Source organism: Acinetobacter sp. SH024, from assembly GCF_000163635.1.
GTDB lineage: Bacteria > Pseudomonadota > Gammaproteobacteria > Pseudomonadales > Moraxellaceae > Acinetobacter > Acinetobacter pittii.
In genome coordinates this window covers 671,677-684,331 of the sequence record NZ_GG753601.1, presented here as the reverse complement: position 1 = coordinate 684,331, position 12,655 = coordinate 671,677, and the positions used below count along the sequence as shown (strand labels likewise).

Below are 12,655 nucleotides of genomic sequence, written 5' to 3'. Positions count from 1 at the left end.
TTTCATTCCTTACGAATCAGTTGAATGCGGTTCTGGTTTATCTTGATGTAGCTCTAACCAAGTTTTTAAAATCAGTGTTAAAAGAGCTAAGAAGGCAAGCAGTGAGGACACGGCAAAGGCTGCGCTAAAGGTGTACTCGTTATATAAAATTTCAACATGCAGTGGCAGAGTATTGGTTTCACCACGGATATGACCAGAAACCACTGATACTGCGCCAAACTCACCCATTGCGCGGGCATTACACAAAATCACGCCGTAAATCAGACCCCATTTAATGTTAGGGAGGGTGACCTTCCAAAAAGTTTGCCAACCTGATGCACCGAGTACAATTGCTGCTTCTTCTTCCTCTGTTCCCTGAGCTTCCATGAGTGGAATTAACTCACGCGCCACAAAAGGAACTGTAATAAAAATGGTTGCTAAAACAATTCCAGGTACGGCATATAAAATCTTAATGTCATGGTCCATTAACCAGCCGCCGAACCAACCTTGCGCACCAAAAATTAGAACAATCATTAAACCTGCAATAACGGGGGAAACCGAAAAAGGCATATCAATGATAGTGGTTAAAATAGCCTTGCCTTTAAACTGGAACTTAGAGACAGCCCATGCTGCAGCAACACCAAATATCACATTAATTGGAACTGCAATTGCTGCGGTGAGTAATGTTAATTTCACTGCTGATAAGGTATCTGGATCAATCAAAGCCTGAACATAGACTTCAAGTCCCTGTTTAAATGCTTCTACGAAAACTAAAATGAGTGGCAGCATGAGGCAACTGAGGAAAAAAATCAGTGCAATTGTAATAAGGGTATAACGTACCCAAGTTGGCTCACGTGTCGCATCACGAGACTGTAACTTCAAAGCAAGTGCGTTGCTGTCGGTATGTAAATTCATGTGATGTTTCTCCCTGTACGACGGTTTGCCCATGCTTGAAGTAAGTTAATGACAAATAGAATGATAAAAGAGAGAACTAACATGACCGCTGCAATGGTCGTTGCACCTGCATAATCATATTCTTCAAGACGAGAAATGATCATCAGCGGTGCAATTTCTGTTTTAAATGGCTGGTTACCTGCAATAAAAATAACAGAACCATACTCACCCACGCCGCGAGCAAACGCTAAAGCAAAGCCTGTAAATAGAGCAGGTAGTAAGATGGGTAAAATAATTTTAGTAATGGTCTGCCAACGATTTGCACCAAGTGCTGAAGCTGCTTCCTCAAGTTCGGTTTCAATATCGCTGAGTACCGGTTGAACGGTCCGAACAATAAAAGGAATACCAATAAAGACCAATGCCAGCGTAATTCCGATAGGCGTATAGGCAACCTGAATACCAAGTGGTTCCAGATATTGACCTAACCAACCAGTAGGTGCATAGAGTGAAGTCAGTGCAATACCTGCAACTGCGGTCGGAAGAGCAAAAGGTAAATCGACCAATGCATCAACTAGACGCTTTCCTGGAAAGTTATAGCGGACAAGACACCAAGCCAAAAGTAGACCAAACACAACATTAATAGATGCTGCGATTAAAGCTGAACTAAAGCTGAGTTGAAGCGATTTCAAAATACGCTCAGACGTTAAAATTTCCCATAATCCGTCCCATCCGATTCCAAATGATTTGATAAAGACTGCGGCTAATGGAATAAGCACAATAAAAGACACATAGGCGAGGGTGAAGCCCAAAGATAGACCAAACCCAGGCAGCACTCGGGATCGCTGCGACATGATATTTCCTCAAAGAGAAAAGCCTGCTGAAACCAGTAAGCGAATAAATAAAGATAAATAGTGAGGTATAAAGATTGGTATTAAGCAAATTTCAAAGAGAAATGTGTTTTTACCGGGTCGATAGATGAGTGACTACACATCGAATCTTCTGGGATCAAATAGTTCAGCAAATCCGGAAATGGCCCAAAACCTGAGGCAACGTTAATATGGCCCACTTCACCAAGATTAACGGGATTTAACTTCCATGATTTTGCAAGTTGTAACGCATCAAAAAAGCCGAGCCATGGATCATTTTCACTAATGAGTAGCGTTGCAGGCACATCAATTTTTAATTGATGAAAATAATCTTTGTAGTCGGTCAAGCTATGGCGAGCAAACCCTGCTTCCCCAAAGCGTGCCGGATTCGCTGGAGCGACTAAAATTAGTTTCTTAACTTGGCTTTTTAATTCTGGATGCTCAGCCAAAGCAGCTACACTCGTTAAGCATCCAAAACTATGTGCAACAATTTGAACAGGAGCTTGAGCTGCTTGAACTGTTTTAACGAATTGCTCAACCCATTCGCTTAATACAGGTCTATCCCAGTTTTTTTGCTCAACACGAGAACTAGACACGAGTTGACGCTGCAACCAAGATTGCCAATGCTGATGTTCACTGCCACCTACACCCGGAACAATTACAGTGTGAATCATGTCTGTTCTCCTTACCTTTAGTGCAAAGAATTACTTCTCTGCACTATTGATTTTCACGATTCGATCGAAAACACCACCATTATCAAAGTGTTGTTTTTGTACTTTTGTCCAACCACCAAACTCTTTATCGATTGTTACAAGCTTCAATGGTTTAAATACATTGCTGTATTTTTTAAGAACAGCTGCGTTACGCGGACGGTAGAAGTTACGTGCTGCAATTTCTTGACCAGCAGGTGAATACAAGTAGTTCAGATAACCTTTAGCAATGGTTAAGTTGCCTTTTTTAGCTGCATTCTTCTCCACAATTGCAACTGGAGGCTCAGCTAAGATCGAAAGAGATGGAGTAATAATTTCAAATTTGCCCGGCTGTTCACGAATAGCTAAATGAGCTTCATTTTCCCAAGCCAGTAATACATCACCAATGCCACGCTCAGCGAAAGTAGTCGTCGCACCGCGAGCACCAGAGTCTAGAACTTTAGTGTGCTTATAAATTTGGCGAACGTATTCTTGTGCTTTCGCATCATTGCCACCCGGTTGATGTTTTGCCCAAGCCCAAGCTGCAAGATAATTCCAACGAGCACCACCAGAAGTTTTCGGGTTTGGTGTAATGATTTCTACACCTGGTTTGATTAAATCAGCCCAGTCTTTAATTTGCTTTGGGTTGCCTTTACGCACCAAAAATACAATGGTTGATGTATATGGCGTTGAGTTTTGTGGCAGTTTTTTCTGCCAGTTGGTTGGAAGTAATTTTGCTTTTTCAGCAATTTCATCAATATCTGCTGCAAGTGCTAATGTCACTACATCTGCATTTAAACCATCGATAACCGCACGAGCCTGTTTACCAGAGCCGCCGTGTGATTGCTTAAACTCAATATCTTGACCAGTACGTTGTTTCCAGTAAGTACCGAACTGTTTGTTGAAATCTGTATATAGCTCACGAGTAGGATCGTAAGAAACGTTTAAAAATTCTTGGGCTGCAAATGACGAAACAGAAAGAAGTGCAGCGATAACCCCGACTTTTAATTGAGAAAAACGCATGAGATAAGTCCTCAAAAAATATGAAATGTTCAAAACATGAACGCAGAATAGCGCTAGTCTTTATTCTAAAAAAATAATAAAAAACGAATTTAATATGAAAAAAATAGAAATAATAAAAAGAGATAAACTATTCTTAAATCTTGATATATAACAAGTTTCAAAAGCAGATACGAAATGGGTATAATTTTTTAAAATCAATTATTTATTATTTAAATGAAAGGTGTTGTATTGTTGTACGGCTTTTAGCAAAGGATGGAGCAAACATGTGGTGTTTTAAAAATGGGCAACCCGTTGAGACTATTCCTTTATTAGATCGAGCCTTTCATTATGGAGATGGATGCTTTACCACAATTCGTGTTTTTCAAAACCAAATTGAGCTTAAAGAAAGGCACTGGCAACGTCTAAAACTTGCATGTCAAAAACTGTCTTTAACTGTAAATTTTGAATTAATTGAACTGAGTTTGCAGCAACTGCAAAAGCAGAACCTCGTACTCAATGGCACTTTAAAAATTGTGATTAGTCGTGGGGAAGGCGACCGCGGTTATAGTCTGCCAAAACATGAAGCTGATATTTATATCTGGTTTTATCCAAAAGCTTTAGAGCCGTTTGTGCCTGACTCTATCCAGTGCGGTGTTTTAAATCAGGCCCTAGGTTTAACCATGCCGAGCTTGGTCGGGCTTAAATCTTTAAACCGTCTTGAGCAAGTATTGCTAAAAAAAGAAGCAGATCAACTCGGGTGGGCTGAAGCATTAGTTACTGATGTACAAGGTTATATTGTTGAAGGGGTCAGTAGTAATTGTTTTATTCGTTTAAATGATAGATGGATTACTCCTGAACTTCGCTATAATGGCGTCCACGGTGTAATGCGGGCAGAAATTCTGGCGCGTATGCAGCACCATGGTATTGCCTGTGAAGTACGTGTGATTGAATTAGATGAAGTATCTGAAATACAAAGTCTATTCTTTTGTAATGCTTTAAACCCTATGCGAGTGGTAACTCATTTAGGCGAAAAAACGCTAGATACACAGGCATGCATAGATTTATTTCATATCCTTAACTTAAATCAGATTCATTAATATGCCGAAGCCACCTGTGAATGCGAAAGCAAAAAACGCCAAGAAAAATAACAAAAAACAAGCTCCAAAATTTTCTAAGCGATTGGTTCTAATTGGCCTTTTTATTGTTTTAATTTCTACTTTTGCCATTTTATGGTCAAGTTTGTTTAAGGCTTATCCTATCGAAGGCAAAAAACAGATGTTATCTATTACATCCGGGGAAACTTATTCTGGTTTTATTGATCGTTTGGCAAAAGAAGATAAAGTTAGCTTTCCTATCGTATTAAAGCTTTATCAAAAGTTTATGATTCATGACAGCATGAAAGCTGGTGTGTATGAAATTGAACAAGGGATGAGCGTAAGACAAGTATTAGAGATGTTATCTGACGCTGATAATGCTCAGATGAATCGTGTTTTGGTGATTGAAGGTACAACTTTTAAGCAGCTTATTACTGCATTAAAAAATGATAAAAATGTAAAAAATACAATATTGGATTTACCTAATGATCAGCTTATGAAAGCGCTTGGGATTCCTTACAATCATCCAGAAGGCTTATTCGCGCCGAATACTTATTTCTTTGCAAAAGGCGAGACTGACAAGAAAATTCTTACCGATTTATATCATCGCCAAATAAAAGCTTTAGATACAGCTTGGGCAAATCGCGCGCCGAATTTACCTTATAAAGATAAATATGAAGCATTAATTATGGCTTCTATTGTTGAGAAAGAAACAAGTTTAGACAGTGAACTTACACAAGTTTCTGGAGTTTTTGTCCGCCGTTTAAAACTCGGTATGCGTTTACAAACGGATCCAACTGTTATTTACGGAATGGGTAATAACTATAAAGGCAACATTACCCGAGAAGACCTCCGTACTCCAACACCATATAATACTTATACCATTAATGGTTTACCGCCTACTCCAATTGCTTTGCCAAGCCAAAAAGCAATTGAAGCAGCATTACATCCAGATGATTCAAATAACATCTATTTCGTAGCGACTGGTAATGGTGGACATAAATTTACGGCAGACTTGCAAGCACATAATCAAGCTGTGCAAGAATATTTATCCGTGTTGAGATCGAAGAAATAAGGAAAAGAGATGTTTATCAGCTTTGAAGGCACGGAAGGGGTAGGTAAAACTACACTCATTCGAAAAATTCATCAGCATTTTGAAGAGCATGGCAAACAAGTTGTTTTAACTCGAGAGCCGGGGGGCACACCGTTAGCTGAGCAAATTCGTTCTATGCTTTTGGCGGTGAATCATGATGAAAATATGAGTCATGATACCGAGTTATTACTCATTTATGCAGCACGTGCTCAACACTTACAACAAGTTATTTTACCTGCTTTAGAAGCTAACAAAATTGTATTAAGTGATCGCTTTACCGATGCGAGTTTTGCTTATCAATGTTCTGGTCGTGGTTTAAGCCAAGATAAATTACAACTTTTAAATCAGAACTTCGTTTCACGCATGCCGGAGGTGACTTTCTGGCTAGACGCACCGATTGAACTTGGTATGAACCGTGCACGTGAACGTGGAGCTTTAGACCGTTTTGAACAAGAAAAGTTAAGCTTCTTTACTAAGGTTCGTGAAGGTTATGAAACCTTATGGAAGGCTGAACCGGAACGTATTAAGCGAATAGATGCTACACAAAGTCCAGATCAGGTGTTTGAGCAAGCTCTGCAATATTTAGCATAGGCCATCGGATTAGCCACTCTCATATTTTTGGGAGTGGTGAAAAATGACGTTAATTCTGATTTAAATCGTCATAGAAAATATCTGCTATTTTCTTATGCTATCTTACATATGATTTATAGATTGAAGAATAACAAGGATGAAAAGCTCAAAAGAAGAAATCGTGGCATTTCTTGAAAAGGAATTTCCACCAAGTCTTGAACATTGCACGATTGAATCAGTCACCCCCAAAGCTGCAGTTGTTTATTATCATGTCGATCAAAGGCATCAACGCCCTGGTGGCACGATATCTGGTCCAACCATGATGACATTAGCTGATTTTGCCTTATATATTGCGATATTAGGTGAGATCGGTATTGTTGGTTTAGCCGTAACCACCAACTTTAATATTAATTTTTTAAGAAAACCCGCGGGTGATCAAGACTTACGTAGTGAATGTAAACTCATGAAAGTAGGAAAGAGTTTAGTGGTGGGTGAGGTTTGGATTTATTCGGTCGGTTTGGATGAACCTGTTGCGCATGTGACCGCGACTTATTCAATCCCACCTAGAGCATAAATATCAAACCAAATAAAAAAGCACAGCCAAAGCTGTGCTTTTTTATAGAAGAACAACTTAAATGTCAGTATTAACCAACGGCTGTTCTACTGCAAAATTTGGAGGAGTTAAAACGGTTTTACGAATTTCACTCGAAGTTTCCGGATAATCAAGCGTGTAATGTAAACCACGTGATTCTTTACGTTGCATGGCACAGCGAACAATCATTTCCGATACTAAAACAAGGTTACGCAGCTCAATCAGGTTTTTGCTAACACGATAGTCTTGATAATATTCCGTGATTTCACGCTTTAACATTTCAATACGGTGTAAAGCACGTTCTAAACGTTTAGTAGTCCTTACAATACCAACGTAGTTCCACATGGTCGAACGTAACTCATCCCAGTTTTGTAAAATCACAACATCTTCATCAGGATTGGTTACTTGTGAGTCATCCCAAGTTGGTACTTCTGGTAATTTGAAGTTTTCATCAAATTTATTTTCGATATCTTTTGCTGCACTCATGCCATAAACGAAGCACTCAAGTAATGAGTTACTTGCCATGCGGTTTGCACCATGTAAGCCTGTATAAGACGTTTCACCAATCGCATAGAGACCTTCAATATCCGTCTGGCTATTTGAGTCAACCACAACACCACCACATGTATAGTGAGCTGCTGGAACTACAGGAATCATGTCTTTGGTAATATCGATGCCTAACTCAAGCAATCTTGCATAAAGTGTAGGGAAGTGCTCTTTAATAAACTCGGGTGATTTGTGGGTAATATCTAACCACACGTGACGAATACCGAGACGCTTGATTTCATGGTCAATGGTACGTGCCACAATATCGCGAGGAGCCAGTTCTGCACGATCGTCAAAACGCAACATAAACCGTTCGCCATCAGGTAAGCGCAAATAAGCACCTTCACCACGCATAGCTTCGGTAATTAAAAATGATCGTGCTTGAGGATGATACAGACACGTTGGGTGGAACTGATTAAATTCCATATTGGCTACACGGCAACCTGCACGGAAGGCCATTGCAATACCATCACCTGTGGCAATATCTGGATTAGATGTGTACAGATAAGCCTTCATGGCACCGCCGCAAGCTAGCGCGGTAAATGGTGCAAGGAAAGTATGAACCTTTTCAGTATTTTCATCTAATGCATATAAACCAATAGCACGATTCGCTTGGTCGATATGGCCTAATTTATGCGAGGTGATTAAATCAATCGCAATATAGTTTTCAAAAATAGTAATATTTTTACGTTCTTTGGCACGCTCAACTAAAGTGGTTGAAATGGCTTTGCCTGTTGCATCAGCAGAATGGATAATACGACGTTGCGAGTGACCACCTTCGCGAGTTAAGTGAAGTTGCTCATCTTCATCTAAGGTAAATTGCACGCCTTGTTTTAAAAGAAAATCAACAGAAGGGCGGCCGCCTTCTACAGTATGTTGTACCGCGTCCATTTCACATAAATGAGCGCCTGCAATCATAGTGTCATTAATATGCTGTTGAATAGAGTCAGTCTCATCAAGAACAGCAGCAACGCCACCTTGAGCATAAAAGGTACTTGCTTCGGTTAAAGCAGCTTTGGCTAAAACTGCAATATTAAAATGATTTGGTAACGATAAAGCCAGACTTAAACCAGCGCCGCCGCTGCCCACAATAATCACGTCAAAGTGGTGAATTGTCTGTAAATTAGGCATGTCCATTCGCATCAATTTAAAACGTCCGCTAATGACACCCCTTTTTACCTAAAAAGGCAAGAGCTTAAGCGCTCTAACTCAGAGAAAAATTGCAATTGGCTTAAAAAGTTGCAATGCGTAAAATATTCCTTGTGATGACGTATTACAAATAAACATATTGTTACGCACAACCTCAAAGCGTTGTGATACAACAGTTTTATCCTTATTCTCGTAGACCAATTGTGGGTGAGCACCGAATGAAATCTCGCTATTTACAACAAGGAATGTATGCAGCGGTATTTACAGTTGCTGCTGTTCAAGCAAATGCTGCTGTTGATTTTTCAAATCTTGTTGAACAAGTTAGTCCAGCAGTCGTGAGTGTAAATGTCGTAAAAAAAATGACTCAGGATGAACTGTTGCAACAGCAAGTTCCTGAAATTTTAAAACGTTTCTTTGGCAATCAGGTCATCATTCCACAGCAACAAGGTCCACAAGAAAAGACAGCTTACGGAAGTGCATTCTTCATTAGTAAAGATGGTTACTTACTCACAAACCATCATGTGATTGAAAATGCCTCTCGTATTAGCATCACTCTAAATGACCGCCGTGAAATTGATGCAACCGTGGTGGGTAGCGATGAGCGTACAGACGTTGCTTTATTAAAAGTAAACGGAACTAACTATCCAGCTTTACGAGTAGGAAATGTTGATCGCTTACGTGTCGGAGAACCTGTTTTAGCTATTGGTTCTCCGTTTGGCTTTGACTACTCAGCTTCGGCCGGTATTGTCAGCGCAAAATCACGAAACATGAGCGGTGAAACTTCGGTGCCGTTTATTCAAACTGATGTGGCTTTAAACCCAGGTAACTCTGGTGGTCCATTGTTTAACCAAAATGGTGAAGTGGTCGGGGTAAACTCTCGAATATTTAGTGGTACTGGCGGTTATATGGGCTTGTCTTTCTCTATTCCGATTGACGTAGCTATGGATGTTGCAGACCAGCTCAAAACAAAAGGTAAAGTAACACGCTCTTACCTAGGGGTGATGATGCAAGATATTGACAGAAACCTTGCTGATGCGTACAAATTACCAAAACCTGAAGGTGCTTTAATTACTCAAATTTCTCCGAACTCACCTGCACAAAAAGCAGGGCTGAGAGCTGGTGATGTAATTTTAAAACTAAATGGTGCGTCTGTACTTCGTACGAGTGATTTACTTTACGCATTAAACAAAGTACAGCCAAATCAAACTGTTCAGTTTGAAGTGTTACGTGATGATAAAACACGCAATATTTCAGCGACTTTAACGACTGCACCAGATGAAACACCTGCTACTGGTGCACAAGGTGCTGCATCTAAGGGGCCAGTTTTAGGCATGAGTATTCGTGATCTAGCTGAACCGGAAAAAAATGCGTTAAGCGTGAAAGGTGGGATTTTTGTACAAGATGTTCGCCGTGGTGGTTTAGCGTCATTGTCCAATATCATTCCGGGTGATGTGATTACCCAAGTCAATAATAGCCAAATTTTAAATAGTCAGGATTTTGCAAAAGTTGTTTCTAACTTGCCGAAAAATACTGTAGCACGTGTTGCTATTATTCGTCAGGGACAGCGCGCAATGCTTGGTTTACGTATTCAATAATCCTCAACCGAATCAATAAGCCACCCTGAAAATGGGTGGTTTTTGTTATTTATCTTGAGCGTTTAGCGATATCTACCTACACTTATTTCAGTTTTAAGGTTAATAAATAAGAGTGTTCATTTGTGAGTAGTATTTTTGATTTACATATTCAGGTGCAGCCACATCACATTGATGCGTTAGGGCATGTAAATAACGTAATGTATGTTCAATGGATGCAGGATGTAGCTGCTGCTCATGTTGAAACTTTGGGAGTAGGGGTAACTAAATATCTTGAGTTAAAACACGCCATGGTCGCGGTTGAGCATCATGTGCAATATCGTAAAGCTGCATTTGAAGGCGAACAAATTGTGTTACGTACATGGTTAGATGACATTAATGCACTTTATTCATTCCGCCAGTATGTGTTTTTTCGTCCATCAGATCAGGCCGTATTATTTGTTGGAAATACCAAATGGGCATGTATTGAAATTGCTACAGGACGTCCAAAACGAATGTCGCCAACTTTTACCCATGCATACAAGCCGCTTGACTCAAGCATAAACCCTTATGATTTTACTGTTTCGTATGCTCGATAATTTGAAGTAAGACGCTTACTTTGACTGTCCTTTTTTAAAACATAAGTACAAAGCTAATGATTATTTTGGATACTTTAAAATATGCATCTGTTATAATCTCACGCAATTTATTTAACCGCTTTGGCTGTGTATTAAAACAAGCTACATAGCACTCTATATTTTCTCAAGGTAACCCATGGCGCAAGCTAAAAAATCCGTCGATATCAAAAATATACGAAATTTCTCGATTATTGCCCACATTGACCATGGTAAGTCTACATTGGCTGACCGTTTTATTCAGATGTGTGGCGGTCTACAAGATCGTGAAATGCAAGCTCAAGTCTTAGACTCAATGGAGCTTGAGCGTGAACGTGGGATTACCATTAAAGCCGCTTCTGTCACGCTGTATTACACCCATCCAAATGGTCAGGAATACCAACTTAACTTTATTGATACGCCAGGGCACGTTGACTTCTCCTATGAAGTTTCTCGTTCATTAGCTGCATGTGAAGGTGCGCTACTGGTTGTAGATGCTGCACAAGGCGTTGAAGCTCAATCAGTTGCAAACTGTTATACAGCAATTGAACAAGGTCTAGAAGTTCTTCCTATTCTAAATAAAATTGATTTACCACAGGCTGAACCTGAACGTGTAATTCATGAAATTGAAGAAATTATCGGGATTGAAGCGACAGATGCACCAACCTGTTCAGCAAAAACTGGTTTAGGTGTTGAAGGTGTACTCGAGCGTTTAGTCGATGTTATTCCGGCGCCAGAAGGTGATCGTGAAGCACCATTACAGGCATTAATTATCGACTCATGGTTTGATAACTACTTAGGCGTAGTTTCTCTTGTTCGTATTAAACAAGGTCGTATCCGCAAGGGCGACAAAATGTTGGTTAAATCGACAGGACAAACTCATCCGGTCACTTCTGTAGGCGTGTTTAATCCTAAGCATACTGAAACAGATATTCTTGAAGCTGGTGAAGTAGGTTTTGTTATTGCGGGTATTAAAGATATTTTTGGTGCACCAGTAGGTGACACGATTACTCTTGCTTCTACACCAGATGTTGCAACTTTACCAGGTTTCAAAAAGGTTAAACCGCAAGTATATGCTGGTCTTTTCCCGATTGACGCGAGTGACTTTGAACCGTTCCGTGAAGCATTGCAAAAATTACAGATCAATGACTCGGCTTTATTCTTTGAACCAGAAAGTTCAGATGCTTTAGGCTTTGGTTTCCGTTGTGGCTTCTTAGGTATGCTGCACATGGAAATTGTACAAGAGCGTTTAGAGCGTGAATACGATCTTGATCTCATCAGTTCTGCACCTACCGTAATTTATGAAGCATTAACCAAGAAAGGCGAAACGATTTACATCGATAGTCCATCAAAAATGCCGGATGGATCGACTGTAGAAGATTTGCGTGAACCAATTGCTGAATGTCATATCCTTGTTCCTCAAGAATACTTAGGGAACGTAATGACGCTCTGTATCGAACGTCGTGGTGTACAAAAAGATATGAAATTCTTGGGTAACCAAGTTTCTATTACTTTTGAAATCCCGATGGCTGAAGTCGTTATGGATTTCTTTGATAGATTAAAGTCATGCTCTCGTGGCTTTGCATCTTTAGACTATAACTTTGTACGTTTTGAAAGTTCAGCTTTAGTTAAGGTTGATGTGTTAATTAATAGCGAAAAGGTTGATGCCTTGGCTATGATTTGTCACCGTAATGATGCACGTCATCGTGGTATTGCATTGGTTGAGAAAATGAAAGATTTAATTCCTCGCCAAATGTTCGATGTTGCTATTCAGGCAGCAATCGGTGCACAAATTATTGCCCGTTCTACCGTAAAAGCGATGCGTAAAAACGTTTTGGCAAAATGTTATGGTGGTGACGTTTCGCGTAAGAAAAAACTACTTTCTAAACAAAAAGAAGGTAAGAAACGTATGAAACAAGTGGGAAGTGTTGAAATTCCACAAGAAGCGTTCTTGGCTGTATTGAAAGTAGAAAGATAAGAAATGAGGGTGGGGGAA

At 39.8% G+C, this 12,655-nt stretch carries 12 protein-coding genes; 7 read left to right on the top strand and 5 right to left on the bottom strand.

Features of this window, described 5'->3' with window-relative positions; translation table 11 throughout:
• Positions 1–9 precede the first annotated feature (9 nt).
• The 4 genes from cysW to HMPREF0013_RS15770 all read right to left on the bottom strand — a co-directional run bounded on the left by cysW (position 10) and on the right by HMPREF0013_RS15770 (position 3,451).
• Positions 10–894, bottom strand: a complete 885-nt coding sequence (gene cysW / locus HMPREF0013_RS15785) for a sulfate ABC transporter permease subunit CysW (RefSeq protein WP_002118746.1) — start codon at positions 892–894, stop codon at positions 10–12.
• Positions 891–1,724: a sulfate ABC transporter permease subunit CysT gene (gene cysT, locus HMPREF0013_RS15780; protein WP_005067805.1), complete on the bottom strand. Its 834-nt coding sequence runs from the start codon at positions 1,722–1,724 to the stop codon at positions 891–893. The genes cysW and cysT overlap by 4 nt, the downstream gene beginning before the upstream one ends.
• A gap of 80 nt (positions 1,725–1,804) precedes the next feature.
• Entirely contained in the window at positions 1,805–2,413 is a 609-nt protein-coding gene (locus tag HMPREF0013_RS15775) for an RBBP9/YdeN family alpha/beta hydrolase (RefSeq protein ID WP_002118423.1), read from the bottom strand.
• A 30-nt stretch (positions 2,414–2,443) separates the two neighbouring features.
• Complete coding sequence (locus HMPREF0013_RS15770; RefSeq protein WP_002118775.1) at positions 2,444–3,451, bottom strand: sulfate ABC transporter substrate-binding protein; 1,008 nt, start codon at positions 3,449–3,451, stop codon at positions 2,444–2,446.
• A gap of 263 nt (positions 3,452–3,714) precedes the next feature.
• Between HMPREF0013_RS15770 and pabC the strand changes: the two genes are divergently transcribed.
• From pabC to HMPREF0013_RS15750, 4 genes are all read left to right on the top strand, one after another.
• A complete protein-coding gene (gene pabC / locus HMPREF0013_RS15765; RefSeq protein WP_002118496.1) occupies positions 3,715–4,527 on the top strand; it encodes an aminodeoxychorismate lyase in 813 nt (270 codons plus the stop codon).
• Position 4,528: 1 nt separating this feature from the next.
• A complete protein-coding gene (gene mltG, locus HMPREF0013_RS15760) occupies positions 4,529–5,599 on the top strand; it encodes an endolytic transglycosylase MltG (RefSeq protein WP_002118908.1) in 1,071 nt (356 codons plus the stop codon).
• A 9-nt stretch (positions 5,600–5,608) separates the two neighbouring features.
• Positions 5,609–6,208, top strand: a complete 600-nt coding sequence (gene tmk, locus HMPREF0013_RS15755; protein ID WP_002118740.1) for a dTMP kinase — start codon at positions 5,609–5,611, stop codon at positions 6,206–6,208.
• Between the two features lie 136 nt (positions 6,209–6,344).
• Positions 6,345–6,761 (top strand): PaaI family thioesterase, encoded by a 417-nt coding sequence (locus HMPREF0013_RS15750; RefSeq protein ID WP_000842533.1) that lies wholly within the window; start codon positions 6,345–6,347, stop codon positions 6,759–6,761.
• A 57-nt stretch (positions 6,762–6,818) separates the two neighbouring features.
• Here HMPREF0013_RS15750 and nadB read toward each other — a convergent pair whose 3' ends face one another.
• Complete coding sequence (gene nadB, locus HMPREF0013_RS15745; RefSeq protein ID WP_016802641.1) at positions 6,819–8,462, bottom strand: L-aspartate oxidase; 1,644 nt, start codon at positions 8,460–8,462, stop codon at positions 6,819–6,821.
• Positions 8,463–8,692: 230 nt separating this feature from the next.
• On the opposite strand from nadB, the gene HMPREF0013_RS15740 reads away from it, so the two are divergent.
• The 3 genes from HMPREF0013_RS15740 (at position 8,693) to lepA (ending at position 12,637) form a co-directional block, all read left to right on the top strand.
• Positions 8,693–10,069: a Do family serine endopeptidase gene (locus HMPREF0013_RS15740; protein ID WP_002118501.1), complete on the top strand. Its 1,377-nt coding sequence runs from the start codon at positions 8,693–8,695 to the stop codon at positions 10,067–10,069.
• 122 nt (positions 10,070–10,191) lie between these two features.
• Positions 10,192–10,644, top strand: a complete 453-nt coding sequence (locus HMPREF0013_RS15735) for an acyl-CoA thioesterase (protein WP_002118612.1) — start codon at positions 10,192–10,194, stop codon at positions 10,642–10,644.
• A gap of 175 nt (positions 10,645–10,819) precedes the next feature.
• Entirely contained in the window at positions 10,820–12,637 is a 1,818-nt protein-coding gene (gene lepA / locus HMPREF0013_RS15730) for a translation elongation factor 4 (RefSeq protein ID WP_002118606.1), read from the top strand.
• Positions 12,638–12,655 lie beyond the last annotated feature (18 nt).

Bases quoted from the DNA above. Each gene is read 5' to 3' on its own strand.
- tmk (WP_002118740.1), top strand. From the start codon at position 5,609: ATGTTTATCAGCTTTGAAGGCACGGAAGGGGTAGGTAAAACTACACTC.
- HMPREF0013_RS15750 (WP_000842533.1), top strand. From the start codon at position 6,345: ATGAAAAGCTCAAAAGAAGAAATCGTGGCATTTCTTGAAAAGGAATTT.
- cysW (WP_002118746.1), bottom strand. From the start codon at position 894: ATGAATTTACATACCGACAGCAACGCACTTGCTTTGAAGTTACAGTCT.
- lepA (WP_002118606.1), top strand. From the start codon at position 10,820: ATGGCGCAAGCTAAAAAATCCGTCGATATCAAAAATATACGAAATTTC.
- nadB (WP_016802641.1), bottom strand. From the start codon at position 8,462: ATGGACATGCCTAATTTACAGACAATTCACCACTTTGACGTGATTATT.
- HMPREF0013_RS15770 (WP_002118775.1), bottom strand. From the start codon at position 3,451: ATGCGTTTTTCTCAATTAAAAGTCGGGGTTATCGCTGCACTTCTTTCT.
- pabC (WP_002118496.1), top strand. From the start codon at position 3,715: ATGTGGTGTTTTAAAAATGGGCAACCCGTTGAGACTATTCCTTTATTA.
- mltG (WP_002118908.1), top strand. From the start codon at position 4,529: ATGCCGAAGCCACCTGTGAATGCGAAAGCAAAAAACGCCAAGAAAAAT.
- cysT (WP_005067805.1), bottom strand. From the start codon at position 1,724: ATGTCGCAGCGATCCCGAGTGCTGCCTGGGTTTGGTCTATCTTTGGGC.
- HMPREF0013_RS15775 (WP_002118423.1), bottom strand. From the start codon at position 2,413: ATGATTCACACTGTAATTGTTCCGGGTGTAGGTGGCAGTGAACATCAG.
- HMPREF0013_RS15740 (WP_002118501.1), top strand. From the start codon at position 8,693: ATGAAATCTCGCTATTTACAACAAGGAATGTATGCAGCGGTATTTACA.